Consider the following 17,489-nt stretch of genomic DNA (forward strand, 5'->3'; position numbering starts at 1 on the left):
TTGTGAGATAGCCGACCCCAAACCCGCATATAGGCCGCTTCGCCCCCGTAGCCTGGCCGAGTACCTGCGTGCGGTACGGGAAACGGGAGGACTCGATGTACCACGTCGAAGCGAGTGATCAGCGAACAACCGAAGGCCGGCAGGTCTATTTGCTCGACGCAGCGGGGGCTCTCGAGATCCAGGCACTCAACTCGTGGATCGACGCGACGACGCCCGACGGTGAAACTCGTCCTCCGTCGATCGCGCTGTCCGGCGACTCGTCGGGGCAGGTGGCCGAGCTGGTACGCGGGATCGGTGACGACCCCCTGCTGATTCCGCTTCGCGTGACCCTGTCGGCCAAGAAGCGACCCGGATTCCTCCGTCGGGCACTCGCACCGCGCGGCAACTCGCTCCCGACGAAGACCTGGCAACGATGGGTCCAAGGCGACGACCCGGACAGGTCCGCCGTCCTGGTCGGCGAACCCGCGACGCTGGGCGATCTGTCGGCCAAGTTCGAGAAGTCGGGCGGAAGGTCGTTGTCCTCGTTCATCGCCCGCCAGGCCACTCTTGCCCTCGACCGGGCCGAGCGAGACGTCATCGGCTCGGAGTACAAGATTCCGCGCTTCGTCGTCGAGGACATGACCGAACAGAAGAAGTTCCACGACGGCATCGCGGAGCTCGCGCGACAGGTCGGCGAGGACGTACCCGAGGTGGAGCGACGGGTACACACCATCCTCGGCGAGATGGTGGCCACCGAGACCAGGCGGGCGGTCGAGATGTGGGGCACCCTGGGCGCCTACTTCTCTCGCGCGTACAAGGTCGACGTGGACCGAGCTCAACTGCAGAAGGTGCGTGAACTCAACAAGAAGCACCCTCTCGTCTTCCTCCCCAACCATCGCTCGTACCTCGATCCTCTGGTCCTGCGGCCCGCACTGCTTGCCGAAGGGCTGCCACTCAACCACGTGATGGGCGGCATCAACGTCGGTTTCTGGCCCATCGGCCCCATCGCGAAACGCAGTGGCGTCGTGTTGATCCAACGCAAGTTCTCCGACGAGATCTACAAGTGGACGCTGCGTCAGTACATGAGCTTCCTGCTGAGCAAGCGCTTCAATCTCGAGTGGTACATCGAAGGCGGACGTAGCCGCACCGGCAAACTCCGTCCGCCGCGCTTCGGCTTGTTGACCTATCTGGTCGACGCCCTCGAGTCCAGCGACGCCGAGGATGTCTATCTGGTGCCGACGGCCATCACGTACGACCGACTCCACGAGGTCGGCGCCATGGCCGCCGAATCCCACGGCGCGCAGAAGCAAGCCGAGGGAATACGGATGGCCATCGGCTACATCCGCGCCCAGGGCAAACTGCGCGGCAACGTGTACCTCAACTTCGCCGAGCCCGTCTCGGTGCGGTCCATACTCGACGACAACGAGGACAAACGCGTTGCGGTGCAGAAGATTGCGCTGACGGTGTCGCACGCAATCAACGACACGACGCCGGTGACCCCTGCCGCGCTGGTGACGATGGCACTGCTCGGTATCGAAGACCGCGCCCTGAACGTGCACGAGATGTGGGCCATCATCTCGCCTCTTGCGAGCTACATCAAGAGACGCGGTCTCCCGACGGCGGGCGGCATCGACATCAGCGAGGTCGACGTGGTGCGATCCGCCGTCATCGCGCAGGTGAATGCGGGCGTCGTCAAGCGCTTCGACGACGGACCCGAGCCGGTGTTCTATCTCGCCCAGGACAAGCACCTGGTTGCGGCGTTCTTCCGCAACAACGCAATTCACTACTTCGTGATGCGCGCCATCGGCGAACTGGTCGTCCTGCCCGACCTGGGCCAGGGCACACCGTCGACGCCCGAATCGTTGTGGAAGTCGGCGCTCGAGCTCCGCGACCTGCTGAAATTCGAGTTCTTCTTCGGCGACAAGAAGGACTTCGGTGATCGCCTCGAAGCCGAAGTGGCACTGATCGATCCGGATTGGCGCGCCAATCTGGACGATCCCGAGTACTCCTCGCGGCAGCTCGAGTCCCAGGACCTGCATCTCGCTCACCGCGTGTTGCAGCCCATCCTGGAGGCCTATCAGGTGGTGGCGGATCAGCTCATGCTGCAGCCCACCGGAGTCGAGTTCGACAAGGCGTCGTTCGTCACGCATTGCCTCGGCGCAGCTCAGGCCCGCAGGCTTCGGCAACAACTCGACCACAGCGAAGCCATCTCGGGTGAACTCTTCGACACTGCACTGCAATTGGCCGACAATCGCAACCTCGTCGATCCGGGCGGGGAAAACCTTGCGCAGCGCCGACGGGACTTCGCCCGCGAGATCAACGAATGGGCACGGAAAGCGAGAATCGTCCGCGACATGGCCCACCGCATGCTCGACGAGGTGGATCCGTTGACCCTCCCGGCCCCTGTCGCGAGCACCGACGAACGTGAGGACGACGCCTGATGACCAGCCCTCTCGACCTCCAGCTGCAGGCCATCGCCGAGGCACCCGAAGGCCCGGACACTGCGGCGTTCTTCGACCTCGACGGCACGCTGATCAACGGCTTCTCCGCGAAAGCCGTGTTCCTGGAACGACTGAAGACTTTCGATGTCACCGTTCACGAACTGTGGGAGATCTCGAGCGCCGTCGTGGAGATGCGGATGCGCAACTCCCCCGTCGACAACCTGATGGGCAAGGCCGTCAAGGGTCTAGAGGGACGGCGCGAGGAGGACCTCATGGAGCAGGCATACACCCTGTTCCGCAACGAGATCGCACCGATGATCTACCCGCAGGCCCGCAGGCTCGTCGAAGCACACCGACACGCGGGGCACCGGTTGGTGATGGCTACCTCCGCGACCCCGTATCAGGCCATTCCCGTAGAGCAGGACCTGATGTTCGACGAGTTGCTGTGCACCACACCGGTCGTCGTCGACGGCGTCCTCACCGGCGAACTCGTCGGGACGTCGTTGTGGGGGCCGCGCAAAGCGAAGGCCGTCGCGGATTACGCGGACCGGGAGGGCCTCGACCTGGCTCGCTGTTTCGGATACTCCAACGGCGGCGAGGACGTGCCGTTTCTGGCGGAGGTCGGCCGACCCGTCGCACTCAACCCCGACGAGGAGCTCACCCGGCACGCGGACAAGGCCGGCTGGACGTCGTTGAGGCTCGAGAACCCCAAGCGCGGCACCGACCTGGCGTCGGCTGTTCGCAGTACCGCTGCCCTGGGCTCCGTCCTCGCCAGTGCCGGGATCGGGCTCGGTCTCGGCCTGTTGACCCGCAGCAGGCGGACCGGCGCCAACATCACCTCCTCCATCGCCCCGGACATCGCGCTGACGCTCGCGGGCGTGAAGTTGAACGTCGTCGGCACCGAGAACGCGTGGTCCGCTCGGCCTGCGGTGTTCATGTTCAATCACCAAAGCACCGCGGATTCGATCATCGTGGCGTCGATCCTCCGTCGCGACATCACCGCCGTCGCCAAGCGGGAACTCGAACGCGACCCGCGCTTCGCTCTCCTCGGCAAGATCTTCGACGTCGCCTACATCGACCGCGGCGATCCAGCCCAGGCCAGAGAGGCCATGGCCCCGGCCATCGAGAAGTTGCATTCCGGCATTTCCGTGGCGATCGCGCCCGAGGGCACCCGGATGCCGACGTCGCGGCTCGGCCGGTTCAAGAAGGGCGGCTTCCACCTCGCGATGCAGGCCGGCGTACCCATCGTTCCCATCGTCATCCACAACGCAGGCGACGTGATGTGGAAGAAGGATTTCACCGCGCACTCCGGTACGGTCGATGTCACCGTCGGCGAGCCCATCTCCACCGAGGACTGGGTTCCCGAGAAGATCGACAACTACATCGACGACGTCCGGTCCTTTTTCGACAGAACGCTGGGATATGCCTGAAGAACAGATCAACTCGGTCGTGCAGAGAGAAATCGAAAAAAATCTGCTGGGGGGAACACCGAAATACACGCGCACGGATATCGTCGAGAAATCCGGGATACCGCTCGAGCGAGTCATTCAATTGTGGATCGCGATGGGCTTCCCGGTTCACACCGACGCCGATGCCGTCGTGTACACCGACGCGGACCTCGATGCTCTGCGCATGATCACCGGTCTCACCGAGCAGAAGGTCATCCGTCCGGACATGGAGGTCGCCATCGCGCGCACCCTCGGTCAGACGATGTCCAGGCTCACCGAATGGCAAGTGGGCGTTGTGAACAGTCACATACACGACCGCGTCGCCGAGGGACGTGACGCCGAGGGCCGGGACGCGGACGAGCTCGCGAGCCCCGCAGACCTCGACGCCATCCGCCGCGACGCGCGCGAGATCGCGGCGCAGACGGTGCCGACGCTCGAAGCCCTACAGTCCTACACCTGGCGCAGGCATCTGGCGGCCACCGCCGGCCGCGCCATCGCCGATCCGGGCGAGGAGACCACCAGCCGTACCTTGGCCGTCGGTTTCGCCGACATGGTCGGATACACCAGCCTGACGCGACGCCTCGCCATCGACGAGCTCACCGAACTGCTCGAGCAGTTCGAGTCCGTGGCCACCAACATCATTGCGCGCGGTCGTGGTTCGGTGATCAAGAACGTCGGCGACGAAGTGATGTTCAGTGCGCAGACGCCCGAGGACGCCGCCCACATCGCCCTCGATCTCCAGGATGCGTTCGCGACCTACGAGGACATGCCCGAGCTCCGCGTCGGAATCGCCTGGGGACCGGTGCTTGCCCGTTACGGCGACCTCTACGGTTCGGTCGTCAACATGGCTGCGCGCCTGACCAGCTCGGCGCACCCGGGAACCATCCTGGTGGACACGACGCTGACGGAACTGCTGAGGGAAGATTCCGAGTTCTACCTCAAGTCTCTTCGCTCCCTTCGTGTTCGCGGCTTCCACAAGCTCAAGCCGCACGCACTGCGAAGGAACAGAAGAGACTGACCCTATGTGAGGACCGACCGATAGAAGTCGAGGTGCCTGCGTGCTGCTTCGTCCCACGTCAGGCTGCGCGCAAGGGCGCGACCGACGTCCGGGTCGTGGCCGTGATCGATCGCATCCGCCAGTCCCGACGCCATGTCCTGTGGGCTCGTCGCGTACGTGACGGCGTCCGCGAACACCTCACGCAGTACCGGCAGGTCGCGGGCGACGACGGGTGTGCCTGCCGCGAGCGCTTCCATGGCGGCCAGACCGAAGCCCTCTTTCGTCGAGAAGAACGGAAGAACGCTCGCCTGCGCGACCAGGTGCGGCAGTTCCTCGTCGTCGACGACGCCGAGCACGACCGGTTCGATTCCCAGTTCTGCTGCCCGCGAATCGAATTCATGCCGGTAGTCGCGGTAGTCGAACAGTGTTTCCCCTCCGGCGAACACGAGCGAGAAGTCCGGCCTGTTCAGCAACGAGAAGGCGTCGAGCAGGTCCAGTGACCCTTTTCGAGGCTCGATGCCGCCCACCGCCAGGACGTACTTCCCGAGCTTGTCCCGCCACTGGGTTCCCCTCGACCTCGCTGCGGCGTCGAAGCGCTGCGCATCCACTCCGTTCGGAATCACCGTGGGTGTGAAACCCCAACCGGCTCGTACTTCTTCGGCCACGGCGGCCGATACGCAGATCCGCGCACGAGGCTCCGTGATCGCGCGCTCGTGGCACGCAGCCAGCGCGGGGGTCGTGAACGTGTCGAGGTGGTGGATAGTCCGGATGCACTGCCCCACGGCATTCGCCGAGATGCAGTCCTGCGCGTGGACGATGTCGTACTCCTCGCGCGAGAATGCCTGCCCCAGAACGTCGATCGAACGAAGAATCCTGTCTCCGACGGTTTCGTTCTCGCGGGCCTCGAACGGAACCATTCTGACCGTCACCGACGGATCGACGGGACGGAAGAATGCCGCATCGCCGCCTCGACCCAGCGACCACACGGTGACGTCCTCGCCGGCGCGGGCGAGCGCTTCGGCCAGATGAAGCGTGTGCACCACTCCGCCGCGCGGCTTGGACGAGTACGTCAGGAGTGCCACCTTCAACTTCCTGATCCTTTCTCGTTCAACAGATTCGGGTACGCATCCACTCGCCGCTCTTCCAGGTGGTGCAGACCCCGGCGCGCACGGTCGACTTCGGCGTCGACGTCGATGTCGACGACGGCGAGGCCTCCTTTGTCGCGTGTCTTGACGAGCACGTCGCCGCCGGGACCGACGATCTTGGCCTGTCCGAGGAATCGGAGCGAACCCATCACCCCGGTCTGGTTGGACGAGACCAGGACCACCTGGTTCTCCGCGGCACGTGCTGCGTCGTACAGATCGAACAACCGAGACTGGCGATCGTTGGGCAGACTGGACGCCCGGTCGGTCACACTCGCAGGCCACGCGGACAATGCAGCGATGATGCGAGCACCGTCCAACGCCAGCGTGCGAGCGGATTCCGGGAACGTCTTGTCGTAGTCGATCAGCATGCCCATCCGACCGACAGGAGTGTCGAAGGCCGAGAATGTGTCCCCCGCAGCGTAGGCGAGCGACTCACCCAGCGGCTGATGCACCTTCCGGTGACTACCCAGCACACCATCGCCGGCAAGACACACCGCGGCGTTGTAGCGAAGCCCGCCGGCCAGCTCGGTGTACCCGACGCACACGGTCAGATCCCCGGCCGCGGCCATGATGGCGGCGATCTCCGGTCCGTCGATGTCCAGAGTCGGCGGCAGTTCGGACACGTCGGGATTGCGGAGACTGTCGATGTACCCACCGAGGGAGGCGTCCGGCAGCACGAGAAGATCGAGTCCGTCTCGCTTGGCGCTGTCGACGATCGTGACGATCTTGGACACCGCGCGATCCACGTCTCGACCGAAATGTGCTGCCAGAGCGCCTATCCTGATGGATGTCACGAAGCTAGACCACTACCTTCTCCGGCTGAGCAGCACTGATTTCCAAGCCGATCTGCTCGGCCAGGAACTCGGCGTCGCGGGCTACGGAAGCAAAGCGTCCCGACCCCCAGGTGTGTTGCCACGGCAGCCCGAGGAAGTACAGACCCGACACCGACGTGACACCGCGGTTGTGCGTCGGGTGGCCCTCGCCGTCGAACGCACCGACCTTCAGCCACCGGTAGTCGGTACGGAAGCCGACGGACCAGATCACTGCCGTGACGTCGCTGTCTGCCAGATCGAGCTCCGTGGTCTCCTGCTCCGGACGCCACACCGGAACATAGCGCTTCTCGGTGGGTGCATCGATACCCTCACGCTCGATGTAGGCATCGATGTTGTCCTTGATGGACTCGGCGACGGCGTCGGCTGCATCGAGTGACGCTTCGAGCGTCGGCGCGAACCGCAACACCCCGTCGTCGACGCCGAGGAGCCGGCCGTAGAGCTGCATGCCCTCGGTCGCGAACGCGCGCAGGTCGATGTCACGACCACCGTCGCGTCCCGTCACGTAGTGGTTCGTGTTCTCGCGTTTTCCGACGCCACCGGGCTGATCTTCGATGGACACATCGTAGACGCCCATGTCGTGCAACCAGGCGACACAGTCACGGCCACGATAGAACCGTGCGACGCGCGGAGCGGTCCCCGCGACCAGGTGCACGCTCCTGCCGTCCAGGTGCAGGTCCTCGGCGATCTGCGCACCCGATTGTCCGGTACCCACGACCAGCACGTCACCGTCCGGGAACTGATGAGACCCGCGATACTCCGACGAGTGGATCTGAAGGATGTCGCTCGGCAGCTTCTCGGCGAAACGCGGGATCGTCGGGATGTGATATCCCCCGACCGCAACGACGAGGTGGTCGGCGTGCATCGGCCCGGCTGTGGTCTCGAGATCGAAGCCGCCCTCGGTGCCTTGGAGTGCGTTCACCACCGAGACGTGTTCGCGGACGGGTGCGTCGAAGGTGTCTGCGTACCGCCGGACGAAGTTGTAGACCTCGTCGCGCTTCATGAAGCCGTCGGGATCGTCACCGTCGTAGGAGAATCCGGGCAAGGCGCACTGCCAGTTCGGCGTGACGAGGGTGAAGTTGTCCCAGCGGGAATCCTTCCACTCGTGCGCGACGGTCTCGGCCTCGAGGACGACGTGGTCGATTCCTCGCTGCGTCAGATGCCAGCTGATGGACAGTCCCGCCTGTCCACCGCCGACGACGATCACGGAGTGATGTTCGCTCATAACAATTCAGCTCCCGACATACTCAGGACACGAACTGCGCCCGAGGAGTACCCGGCGCCGACGTCGTGAATTTCTTCCATCTGCTGGGCGGCGGAGGTGCACCGCATTCCGAATTTCGCCAGCACGCGATCGCTGGCCACCGTCAACGCTTCCGAGGTCAGCTTCACGAATTCCTCGACCGAGTACTCCGCTCCGGGTGTCAGGTAATCGTGCATCACCAGAGACGGTGAATAACAGGATTGTTCGCGGCCGTCGGGCCACTGCACGAGAAATCGCATCTCAGGCATGAACTGGCTCTTTCGTGATGGTCTTGTACACCGAGGGCCGACGATCGCGCAGGTTGTACATTCCGCCTCCGCGTGCAGCCGCCATCAACCCTTGGACATCCACCGTCGCCGTCGCCAAACCGGGTTCGACGCCGGTGCCCGCGAGAATCTCGCCACCGGGTCCGACGATCTTGGCGCTGCACACGAACCGCAAGGATCCGAAGGTGCCCGACTGGTTGGCTGCCACCCACACCACCTGGTTCTCCAGTGCGCGGGCGCGGTCGTAGATGTCGAAGCGCTGCTTCCAGCGGTCGTCCTCCATGTTCTCGACTGTCGCGGTACGGGCGGTCGGCCACGCGGAGATGGAGGTGATGATCTCCGCGCCGTCGAGCGCAAGTTCACGTGCGGCTTCAGGGAATCCCTTGTCGTAGCAGATCTGCATACCCATCCGGCCGACCGGAGTATCGAAGGCAGCGTAGCTGTCGCCTGCGTCGTAGCAGAGGTTTTCGCCGAGCGGCTGATGCACCTTGCGGTACGAACCGAGTATTCCGTCGCCGTGCAGCGTGACCGCCGCGTTGTAGCGTGTGCCGCCGTCCTTCTCGCAGAATCCGAGGGTGATCACGGTGTCGCCCGCCATGTCGATGACCCGCTTCAACTCCGGTCCGTCCAGTTCCAAAGCAGGAGGAAGGCTTTCGAGCCTGCGTCGGCGCGCTTCCTCGGATTCGTCACCGCCACCCAACGAAGGGAGGTACCCGCCGAGGCAGGCCTCGGGCAGCACCAGCAGCTGACTTCCGCGGTTGCGCGCCTCTTCGAGCAACGCGGCAATGGTCCGGTATCCCTGTTCCATGTCGCGGCCGAATTCGGCTGCGGCCACGGAGATGGTCGTGTCGTTCATGCTTCTCCCAATCCGGTCACGGTGGACGTGACCGCTGACGTGGTGATTCCGTCGGGCCACCGCAAAGCGACGCCCGGAATGTCGGTGAGCTGGCCGCATCGAGCGGATACTGCTGGTCCCGACGGTGCACACTGCGCATCGGGACGGTCCGCGGTGATCATCGCGAACCCTGGAAAACACGTGACCCACTCGCCCATGGCGGCGGCGTCGGGTTTGGGGATGGAGGCGACGTCGAGAACGGCTCCGGTTCCGCTCGCTTCGGCGAGCATTCCGGTAGTGCCGACGAGGCCGGCCATCGAGACATCCTTCGCGGCTCGGGGCGCCGTCCGAGCGACGAACGACGCCATCTGCGTGAGCTCCTCGGAGTTTCGTCTGGACGACGAATCCCACTGCTGACCTTGATAACCCCGTCGCCAGTTGCCTTCGATGTCCGCGGTGAGAGTCAGGACGTCTCCGGCGGACGCGCCGCCGGCGCGAACGGGGCGCGGGGTACTTCCGAGTGCCGTGACCGACAGCGACGACGGCACCCCGACCTGGGTGTGACCACCGAGGACCGGTACTTGCCAGGCCTGTGACGCGTTGGCCAACCCTCGGACGATGCGCGTGAGCCTCGACTGTGTCGGGGCACCGACCGCGTCGAGCATTCCGACGGCCCGGGCCCCCATTGCCGACAGGTCGTTCAGGTTGACCAGTGCGGCACACCAGCCCGCCCATTCGGGATCGCGGTCGACCATGGAAGGCAGGATGGCGTCGCACGCGGCGATGATGTCGCTCCCCGGAACGGGGACTCCGTCGTCGCCACGGAATCCTTTGGCACCGAGACCGAGTGGTTGAGCACGCAAGGGTGCGAGCACACCCGCGAGCATCGCCTTGGTCGAGACCACGAGCCGCTCGATTCGATCGATCGGCCAGTACATGGCGACGTGTGGCGCGCCGTGCACGTCGACGTCGGCGCGTCTGACCCATCCCAGCCTGGTGAAGAGCGTCTCGTTCTGTTTCTGCACGGTGGCGTCGAAACGCAGTACGCCGCGACTTTCGGCGTGCGCACACGCGGCCCGCACCAACGCCGGCCCGACCCCGGACGTGCGCGCCGCCGACGAGACCACCAACCGGCTGCCGGCCCACCACCCCAGATCGGTCGATGTGCAGGGAGCCAACCGAACTCCGCCCAGCACGCTGCCGTCGGGCGCAGTGGCGACCAGTACTACCGTGCGCGGGTCGTCGTCGACGTCGTCGTGATCGGACCCGGCGAACAGCCCCTGCTCTCGGACGAAGATGTCGCGTCTCAATCGGCGGTAGGTGCCGAGCTGCGAAGCGCTCGAACACGGTTGGATCAAGAAGTGCGAATCGGCCTCGGTAGGTACCGTTCCCGACAGACCGGCCAAGTCACTCGCATACATCAGCCACCCGCATTCTGCAATACGCTGCACGCTCCACACGCAGCACAGCCTGCTTTCTGATCCGCACCGAGCATCGATGCCGCTTGCAACTCCTTGGCTACCCGGCGCGTCACGTTCTCGAGCACATCTCGGTTCGGAGCGACCGCATGATCCACATCGACAGCCAGCGTGCCACCGAGCGGCCGAAACGGAACCACGAAGGGATAGACACCCATCTCGATGAGTTCGGCTGCACCCGAAACCAATTCGTCCGGATCCTCACCGAGGCCGACAAGTATGTACGTCGAGACCTGGTTGCGCCCGAAGACGCGAACCGCTTCCTTCCACGCCGCTCGGTATTCGTCCATCGACACCGAGGCCTTACCCGGCATCCATTTCCGACGGACATCGTCGTCGAGTGATTCGACGTGAATGCCGATGGATTCGGCACCGGCGTCGTAGAGATCGGTGATGGTCTGAAGGTCGCCGGGTGGTTCGCACTGCACCTGGATCGGCAGATCCGGGACCACGGCCTTGATGGCCTTGACGCACCGTGCGAGGTGCCGCGCTCCGCGATCCTTCGCCGCGGAGGTACCCGTCGTCATGACCATCTGGGTGACACCGTCGAGTCGGACTGCAGCTTCGGCAACCTCGGCGAGCTGCGCCGGAGTCTTGACAGCGATCGTGTCTCCTGCTTCCAGCGATGCCTCGATGGAGCAGAACCGGCAGCGCTGGTCTGCGCCGTACCTGATACACGTCTGCACGACGGTGGTTGCGAGAACACTGGTTCCGTGGAGTTTGGCGATCTTCTCGTAGGCGATTCCGTCGGCAGTCTTCAGGTCGTAGAATTTCGGCCGGTCGATTGCTTGGACGTCGAGACCGATGTCCGATCCGTCGAACAGGATTCGCCCCTCTTCGAGGACGTACGGACTCAACGGATTACGAGGGATGGCTGCGCCGAGACCATCGATTCGAACATGCCCGTCGTCGCTGGGCCCGGCGCCGGCCGTTCTGTTGACCGGCGGCGTCCCTCGAACTCCGAGCAACGCCAGGTCTACACGCGCACTGACAGACATGTCAGGCTCCTAGACCATGTAGGTCGAGTTGATGATGGCGCCCTTGCGTGCGTAGTGAATGAGGGCGTCCTGGACGTCGAGGGGATGCGCCGGGATGACGCCCTCGATCAGGTCTTCCTCGCGGCCACCGTGCAGCGCGAGGCCGAAGCGGCAGCAGAACACGGTGCCACCCTCGGCGATGAACGTCGCGAGCGAGTCGTTGATGTTCTGCTCGCCCGGGAACCCTGAGTCGCCGGTCGTCGGGAAGCCGCGCGTGGCAAGGCAATTGATAGCGCCGGGACCGTAGAAGTACATGGCCGACTCGAAGCCCTTGCGCAGTGCCCGCGTTGCCTGCAGCACGGCAACGAAACTGACGGATGATTCGTGGGCGATACCGTGCACGAGCGTGAAGTAGCTCTCGCCGTTCTCGGCCTTGTAGTCGGGGAAGATCTTGGTGGAACCGTAGATGTTGCTGCCCTTGGGGAGCGAGGGGTGCGGGATCTCCGAGAGGGACTTGGCGATGTTCTCGGCGATGGCGTTGTCGATATCGGACACGTAGTGCTCCTGGGATGAGAGGTTGTCGATCAGCGGGTGACTGAGAACCGAGTGGGCAATCGTTGGCCACCGGTGGAGAGAAGAATCGAAGCCGGAGATGCTCTTCGGCCATGAGACAAGTACAAGCCCCATCCATTTCCGAATGGTCACGCGCGGAATAACGCACTGTTTCGAAGGGCTCACATCCAGGCACCTGCGCGGACCGATACCCTTGAGTCCTACTGACCACCCGCACCACTGCCTAGTTCGAACGAGGAAACGATGATCGGCGCCGTCACAGGCTTGCTGTACGTGATGTCCCTGATCGTCGGCGTGTGGGTTCTGGTCAAACTCGTCATGGGGAGCCCGGTACTCCTGAAGTACCGATCCAACCGGGCGCTGTTCTGGACGATCGCCGCGACCGAGGCCGTCGTGCTCGCTCAAGCAGTCATCGGATTCGCCATGATGTTCACCAGCGACCGCGAGATACATCGCCTCACGTTCGGCTCGTACCTCGTGGGGCTCCTGCTGCTGTTGCCGATCGGCACCTGGTGGTCGCTCGGCGATCGCTCACGCGGCGGTACAGCAGTGCTGCTCGTCGCCGTCGTCACCCTCGCAGCCATGGTGCTGCGCCTCAGCCAGATATGGGCCGGATATGCCTGATACCTCGTCACCCCGGGACAACCTGCAGCAGGCGACACGCACCGGATTCGGCCGATTCCTGATCGCCGTCTACGCGGTGTTCGCTGTGGCTGCAACGTCCCGATCGATCGTGCAGCTGACGACGCGGTTCGACGTCGCACCGTTCGCGTACATCCTGTCGGCCGTCGCTGCAGTGGTCTACATCGTCGCGACGGTCGGGCTCGCTCGTGCCACCGAGGCATCACGCAAGGTGGTGACGGTCTCGTGCATCATCGAACTGGTCGGCGTCCTCGCGATCGGCGCCCTCAGCTACATCCAGCCCGACGACTTCCCCGACGCAACGGTCTGGTCTCACTTCGGCCAGGGATACGTCTTCATCCCCGTCGTACTTCCCATCGCCGGACTGTGGTGGCTGCGTCGCACCCGGCAGCCGCGCACTCCGCAGTAAACCGGAGTCCTCTACTTCAGCGCCGCGAGGTTGGCGACGGATTTCTTCACATCCGAATCGAGTGCTCTGGCGACGACTTTTCCGACGGGACCGAAGAGGACGCCGCCGCCGAATTCCGCGTCGAGGGTCAGTTCGGAACCGCCGGGGCTTTCGCGGACGTGGATCGTCAGGGAAATCCTGACGCCGCCTTTTCCGCTGCCGGACATTTCGATGAGCTCGGGTTCCTTGTACTCGGTGAACGTCCATCGGATCGTGTTCTTGAAGCCTTTGACCTTCACGAGGGATTCGACTTCGGTGCCCTTGGACAGCGTTTTCGGCGGCGGGCTGCACCATCCACCGTGGATGGTCATCCACTCGTCGAACCTGTCCAGGGCCGACGCCTTGTCCCACGCGCCCTGCGGGTTCTCGGGCATCTGCACGGTCACACTGATCGTCGCCATACCTTCCATCATGTCCCACGTCGGCGACGGCCAAACTATGGTGGCGATCATGGCGACGCTCGACATCGCAGGTCGGAAGGTCTCGGTGACCAACCTGGACAAGGTGTTGTTCCCGGAGACGGGCACCACCAAGAGTCAGGTCATCGAGTACTACACGACGATTGCGCCTGCGATGCTTCCTCATCTGGCCGGTCGAGCCGTGACTCGGAAGCGGTGGCCGAACGGTGTGGAGCAGTCGTCGTTCTTCGAGAAGAATCTCGCGTCGTCGGCGCCGGAATGGCTGGATCGCCGGGACATGCAGCATTCCGATCGGGTGGTGACGTATCCGTTGTTCTCCACCACGGCGGACTTGGCGTGGCTCGGGCAGCAAGCTGCCATCGAGGCCCATGTCCCGCAATGGCGGTTCGACGGCAGTCAGCCCGGACCGGCGACGCGCATGGTGTTCGATCTGGATCCCGGGGACGACGTCGACCTGGCCCGGTGCGCCGAGGTGGCCTGCGAGATCCGCGATCTGATCGCCGAGATCGGGTTCACGGCGTTTCCGGTCACGAGCGGGAGCAAAGGCATCCACCTGTACGTGCCGCTGGAGAAGCCGCTCACGACATCGGGGGCGTCGACCGTCGCCAAGCGTGTGGCGACGTTGCTGGAGGAGCGCTCACCGGACCGCATCACGGCGACGATGGCCAAGGCCAAGCGAACCGGACGGGTGTTCGTCGACTGGTCGCAGAACAACGGCAAGAAGACGACCGTCGCGCCGTACTCGATGCGCGGCAGATCTGAGCCGACCGTCGCCGCCCCGCGCTCCTGGGACGAGCTGGAATCACCTGGTCTGCACCAGCTTCGGTTCGAGGAGGTCCTGCGCAGGTACCACGACGACGGCGATCTGCTTGCCGACCTCGATCCGCCGTTGGAGGTCCGCGAGCCGGACAAGCTCACCAAGTACCGCAGCATGCGCAGCGCGTCGAAGACGCCCGAACCCGTGCCCGACGCCGCCGAACCTCGCGGCACTACCCCTGGACACGAACACGAACACGACCACGACCACGACGACACGTTCGTCATCCAGGAACACCATGCGAGGCGCCTGCACTACGACTTTCGCCTCGAGCACGACGGTGTCCTGGTCTCGTGGGCCGTGCCCAAGAACATTCCCGACGACCCGGCTCAGAACCGCCTCGCGGTGCACACCGAGGATCACCCACTGGAGTACGCACGCTTCGAGGGCACCATCCCCAAGGGCGAGTACGGGGGCGGCGAGGTGACCATCTGGGATTCGGGCACCTACGAACTCGAGAAGTGGCGTGACGACGAGGTCATCGTCGTTCTGAAAGGCACTCGGGCACAGGGCCGTTTCGCGTTGATCCGCACCAAGGGAAACCAGTGGCTCATGCACCTGATGAAAGAAAAGGATGCACCCGAGCTACCGAAGAGCGTTCAGCCGATGTTGGCGACGGCAGGCGACGTGACCGACCTGCCCGACGGCGAATGGGCGTTCGAGGGCAAGTGGGACGGCTTCAGGGTCGTCGCGCGGATGTCCCACGGGGAGATGAAACTGGAGTCTCGGACCGGCAAGGATCTGACCGAGCGGTTCCGCGCCTTCTCGGCGCTGGCCGCGGATCTTGCCGACCACGAGGCCGTCCTCGACGGCGAGGCCGTGGTGTTCGCTGCCGACGGATCGACGAGTTTCGAGCTGCTGCAATCGAGTTCCGGTACCGACGTGAAGTTCATCGCGTTCGATCTACTGCACCTCGACGGCACGTCTCTGGTGAAGAAGAAATACTCGGACCGGCGCAAGCTGCTCGAACTCCTCACGACCGGCCTGGAGTCGGTCCTGGTGCCCGAGGCGCTCACGGGCACGGCAGAAGAAGCTCTGGCCACCAGCGTCGAGCGTGGCTGGGAGGGCGTCGTCGCCAAGCGTGTCGACTCCGTGTACCAGCCAGGTCGACGCGCGCACACCTGGATCAAGACGAAGAACTGGCGAACACAAGAAGTCGTCGTCGGCGGGTGGCGACGCGGGAAAGGTAGGCGCGGCGGTGGTCTGGGTTCTCTGCTCGTCGGCATTCCCGGCCCGAACGGACTGAGGTATCTGGGCCGGGTGGGAACGGGGTTCACCGACTCTGCACTCGACACTCTGGCCGCGCTGCTCTCGCCTCTGGAGTCGGACGAGTCGCCGTTCGAGGAACGGCTCCCGACCGCCGACCGAAAAGATGCGGTATGGGTCACACCGTCGCTCGTCGGCGAGGTTCGGTTCTACGAATGGACGGACTCCATGCACCTCAGGCACCCGAGTTGGCGTGGCGTTCGTGACGACAAACAGCCGACTGACGTGGTTCTCGAGAACGATCCCTAGCCGACTGGTCAGTTTGTAGCCGCGTGCCATAAAATCTCGGAGTCTTCGGTGATCGCTGCCGGGGGGCGGCGTAACGAGCGGACTGCTTTTCCCTATATCGCATTCGGTGGGGTAGAAGGACAGCAACATTCGCTCGAGTAATCAGAGCTTTCGGGAGGGAACCCAACGTCATGCGCGCACTCAAACTGGTCGGGGCTGCCAGTATCACGGCAGCGGCGATCGCCTGTTCCGCGGTGATATCGACGGGCACCGCAGCGGCCAATCCTCTGGAACCGACGCCGATCTCCGACGTCTTCTATGCGCCCGTGCCGGACCTGGAGGCCAAGAATCCAGGTGACATCATCTCCAGTCGGCCCATGCCGCCTCCCGCCGGTTTCCTCGACACCGACGTGTGGCAGATCCGGTTCCGCTCGACCAACTCTGCCGGCGATCCCATCGCGGCGGTGACGACGGTATTCTCACCGCGGAACAAGGTTCCGAACGGGCCGTTGCTGTCCTACCAGCACATCATCAACGCACTCGGTCTGCAGTGCGCGCCGTCGCAGGCCTTGTGGACGCAGGACCCCAACCTGATGATCCGTGAGGCTCCTGCACTGAACGTCGCATTGCAGCGTGGCTGGACCATCAACATGGCGGACCATCTGGGACCGAACAGCGCGTACGGCGCGGCCAAGATGGGCGGGCAGATCGTCCTCGACAGCATTCGGGCGACCCAGCGTTTCGATCCGCTGCAGGTTCAGCAGAGCCCGGTTGCACTCGCCGGTTACTCGGGCGGCGGCATGGCCACCGCGTGGGCTGCGGCATTGCAGAACGACTACGCACCCGAGCTGAACATCGTCGGAAGCGCAGCGGGCGGCGCACCGATGAACCTCGAGCGCATGGCACGCGACCTCGGATTCAACCCGCACCCGGTCTTCGGACTCGCATTCGCGGCGGCTCTGGGTCTCGAGCGTGAGTACCCGACGCGCATTCCGATCAGCGAGCAGCTCAACCCGCTCGGTCAGCAGATGGCAGCGCAGCTGCAGAATGCGTGCACCAACGACATCATCGCCGTCGGTGCGGGCAAGAGCGCGATGCAGGTGGCCAACTCCATCGACTTGATCGACAGCCCCGAGATGGTTGCCGCAGTCAACGAGAACAGCGTCGAGCTCTACCCCGGTGTCCCCAAGGCCCCGTACTTCGAGTGGCACAGCCCGACGGATGCGCTCATTCCTGTCTCGGCCATCAGCAACACGGTCGGCCGCTACTGCGCCGCAGGCGTTCCGGTCACCGAAGTGCTCGTTCCCAGCAATGATCACCTCACCGCTGCAGTTCTCGGATTGCCTCAGGCGCTGGAATGGATCGACGCACGCTTCAACGGCGTGCCCGCTCCCAGCAACTGCTGACGGCCGGCCGAACCGGGCCTTGAACGTTCG

The 17,489-nt window shown here is 64.3% G+C and carries 16 protein-coding genes; 7 read left to right on the top strand and 9 right to left on the bottom strand.

Annotated features, from left to right (window positions below; all coding sequences use genetic code 11):
* Positions 1-95: 95 nt before the first annotated feature.
* The 3 genes from CH292_RS11950 to CH292_RS11960 are packed head-to-tail and all read left to right on the top strand — an operon-like array spanning position 96 to position 4,886.
* Positions 96-2,420: a glycerol-3-phosphate 1-O-acyltransferase gene (locus tag CH292_RS11950; protein WP_094654822.1), complete on the top strand. Its 2,325-nt coding sequence runs from the start codon at positions 96-98 to the stop codon at positions 2,418-2,420.
* On the top strand, positions 2,420-3,850 hold the full coding sequence (locus tag CH292_RS11955; RefSeq protein ID WP_094654823.1) for an HAD-IB family hydrolase: 1,431 nt from the start codon (positions 2,420-2,422) through the stop codon (positions 3,848-3,850). Before CH292_RS11950 ends, CH292_RS11955 begins: the two co-directional genes overlap by 1 nt.
* Positions 3,843-4,886, top strand: coding sequence for an adenylate/guanylate cyclase domain-containing protein (locus CH292_RS11960; RefSeq protein ID WP_019666922.1), 1,044 nt, complete (start codon positions 3,843-3,845; stop codon positions 4,884-4,886). Before CH292_RS11955 ends, CH292_RS11960 begins: the two co-directional genes overlap by 8 nt.
* Positions 4,887-4,888: 2 nt before the next feature.
* Here the strand turns inward: CH292_RS11960 and CH292_RS11965 are convergent, their stop codons facing one another.
* The 8 genes from CH292_RS11965 to CH292_RS12000 are packed head-to-tail and all read right to left on the bottom strand — an operon-like array spanning position 4,889 to position 12,215.
* Entirely contained in the window at positions 4,889-5,953 is a 1,065-nt protein-coding gene (locus CH292_RS11965) for an MSMEG_0565 family glycosyltransferase (protein WP_020112424.1), read from the bottom strand.
* Complete coding sequence (locus CH292_RS11970) at positions 5,950-6,804, bottom strand: carbon-nitrogen hydrolase family protein (protein ID WP_094654824.1); 855 nt, start codon at positions 6,802-6,804, stop codon at positions 5,950-5,952. The genes CH292_RS11965 and CH292_RS11970 overlap by 4 nt, the downstream gene beginning before the upstream one ends.
* A 4-nt stretch (positions 6,805-6,808) precedes the next feature.
* The gene (locus CH292_RS11975) at positions 6,809-8,065 is read right to left on the bottom strand and encodes an MSMEG_0569 family flavin-dependent oxidoreductase (protein WP_094654825.1); all 1,257 of its coding nucleotides are present in this window, start codon (positions 8,063-8,065) and stop codon (positions 6,809-6,811) included.
* Entirely contained in the window at positions 8,062-8,352 is a 291-nt protein-coding gene (locus CH292_RS11980; RefSeq protein WP_019666928.1) for an MSMEG_0570 family nitrogen starvation response protein, read from the bottom strand. Before CH292_RS11980 ends, CH292_RS11975 begins: the two co-directional genes overlap by 4 nt.
* Positions 8,345-9,226: a carbon-nitrogen hydrolase family protein gene (locus tag CH292_RS11985; RefSeq protein ID WP_019666929.1), complete on the bottom strand. Its 882-nt coding sequence runs from the start codon at positions 9,224-9,226 to the stop codon at positions 8,345-8,347. Before CH292_RS11985 ends, CH292_RS11980 begins: the two co-directional genes overlap by 8 nt.
* Positions 9,223-10,626, bottom strand: coding sequence for an MSMEG_0567/sll0787 family protein (locus CH292_RS11990; protein ID WP_094626624.1), 1,404 nt, complete (start codon positions 10,624-10,626; stop codon positions 9,223-9,225). Before CH292_RS11990 ends, CH292_RS11985 begins: the two co-directional genes overlap by 4 nt.
* Complete coding sequence (locus tag CH292_RS11995; RefSeq protein WP_094654826.1) at positions 10,626-11,681, bottom strand: MSMEG_0568 family radical SAM protein; 1,056 nt, start codon at positions 11,679-11,681, stop codon at positions 10,626-10,628. The genes CH292_RS11990 and CH292_RS11995 overlap by 1 nt, the downstream gene beginning before the upstream one ends.
* Before the next feature lie 9 nt (positions 11,682-11,690).
* Positions 11,691-12,215 carry an MSMEG_0572/Sll0783 family nitrogen starvation response protein gene (locus tag CH292_RS12000; protein ID WP_026348108.1) on the bottom strand — a complete coding sequence of 175 codons (525 nt, stop codon included), beginning with the start codon at positions 12,213-12,215 and terminating at the stop codon, positions 11,691-11,693.
* 261 nt (positions 12,216-12,476) lie between these two features.
* Between CH292_RS12000 and CH292_RS12005 the strand changes: the two genes are divergently transcribed.
* Complete coding sequence (locus CH292_RS12005; protein WP_019666933.1) at positions 12,477-12,857, top strand: hypothetical protein; 381 nt, start codon at positions 12,477-12,479, stop codon at positions 12,855-12,857.
* Entirely contained in the window at positions 12,850-13,284 is a 435-nt protein-coding gene (locus tag CH292_RS12010) for a hypothetical protein (protein ID WP_019666934.1), read from the top strand. The genes CH292_RS12005 and CH292_RS12010 overlap by 8 nt, the downstream gene beginning before the upstream one ends.
* Positions 13,285-13,295: 11 nt before the next feature.
* Here the strand turns inward: CH292_RS12010 and CH292_RS12015 are convergent, their stop codons facing one another.
* Positions 13,296-13,724 carry an SRPBCC family protein gene (locus CH292_RS12015; protein ID WP_026348109.1) on the bottom strand — a complete coding sequence of 143 codons (429 nt, stop codon included), beginning with the start codon at positions 13,722-13,724 and terminating at the stop codon, positions 13,296-13,298.
* Between the two features lie 49 nt (positions 13,725-13,773).
* On the opposite strand from CH292_RS12015, the gene CH292_RS12020 reads away from it, so the two are divergent.
* Together CH292_RS12020 and CH292_RS12025 are read left to right on the top strand one after the other, a co-directional pair.
* The gene (locus tag CH292_RS12020) at positions 13,774-16,074 is read left to right on the top strand and encodes an ATP-dependent DNA ligase (protein ID WP_094654975.1); all 2,301 of its coding nucleotides are present in this window, start codon (positions 13,774-13,776) and stop codon (positions 16,072-16,074) included.
* 170 nt (positions 16,075-16,244) lie between these two features.
* On the top strand, positions 16,245-17,459 hold the full coding sequence (locus CH292_RS12025) for a lipase family protein (protein WP_094654827.1): 1,215 nt from the start codon (positions 16,245-16,247) through the stop codon (positions 17,457-17,459).
* Positions 17,460-17,489: the final 30 nt, after the last annotated feature.

Source organism: Rhodococcus sp. 14-2470-1a, from assembly GCF_002259425.1.
Classification (GTDB): domain Bacteria; phylum Actinomycetota; class Actinomycetes; order Mycobacteriales; family Mycobacteriaceae; genus Rhodococcoides; species Rhodococcoides fascians_E.

Bases quoted from the DNA above. Each gene is read 5' to 3' on its own strand.
- CH292_RS12015 (WP_026348109.1), bottom strand. From the start codon at position 13,724: ATGGCGACGATCAGTGTGACCGTGCAGATGCCCGAGAACCCGCAGGGC.
- CH292_RS11955 (WP_094654823.1), top strand. From the start codon at position 2,420: ATGACCAGCCCTCTCGACCTCCAGCTGCAGGCCATCGCCGAGGCACCC.
- CH292_RS12005 (WP_019666933.1), top strand. From the start codon at position 12,477: ATGATCGGCGCCGTCACAGGCTTGCTGTACGTGATGTCCCTGATCGTC.
- CH292_RS11990 (WP_094626624.1), bottom strand. From the start codon at position 10,626: ATGTATGCGAGTGACTTGGCCGGTCTGTCGGGAACGGTACCTACCGAG.
- CH292_RS11985 (WP_019666929.1), bottom strand. From the start codon at position 9,226: ATGAACGACACGACCATCTCCGTGGCCGCAGCCGAATTCGGCCGCGAC.
- CH292_RS11950 (WP_094654822.1), top strand. From the start codon at position 96: ATGTACCACGTCGAAGCGAGTGATCAGCGAACAACCGAAGGCCGGCAG.
- CH292_RS11980 (WP_019666928.1), bottom strand. From the start codon at position 8,352: ATGCCTGAGATGCGATTTCTCGTGCAGTGGCCCGACGGCCGCGAACAA.
- CH292_RS11960 (WP_019666922.1), top strand. From the start codon at position 3,843: ATGCCTGAAGAACAGATCAACTCGGTCGTGCAGAGAGAAATCGAAAAA.
- CH292_RS12010 (WP_019666934.1), top strand. From the start codon at position 12,850: ATGCCTGATACCTCGTCACCCCGGGACAACCTGCAGCAGGCGACACGC.
- CH292_RS11995 (WP_094654826.1), bottom strand. From the start codon at position 11,681: ATGTCTGTCAGTGCGCGTGTAGACCTGGCGTTGCTCGGAGTTCGAGGG.
- CH292_RS12025 (WP_094654827.1), top strand. From the start codon at position 16,245: ATGCGCGCACTCAAACTGGTCGGGGCTGCCAGTATCACGGCAGCGGCG.
- CH292_RS11975 (WP_094654825.1), bottom strand. From the start codon at position 8,065: ATGAGCGAACATCACTCCGTGATCGTCGTCGGCGGTGGACAGGCGGGA.
- CH292_RS12020 (WP_094654975.1), top strand. From the start codon at position 13,774: ATGGCGACGCTCGACATCGCAGGTCGGAAGGTCTCGGTGACCAACCTG.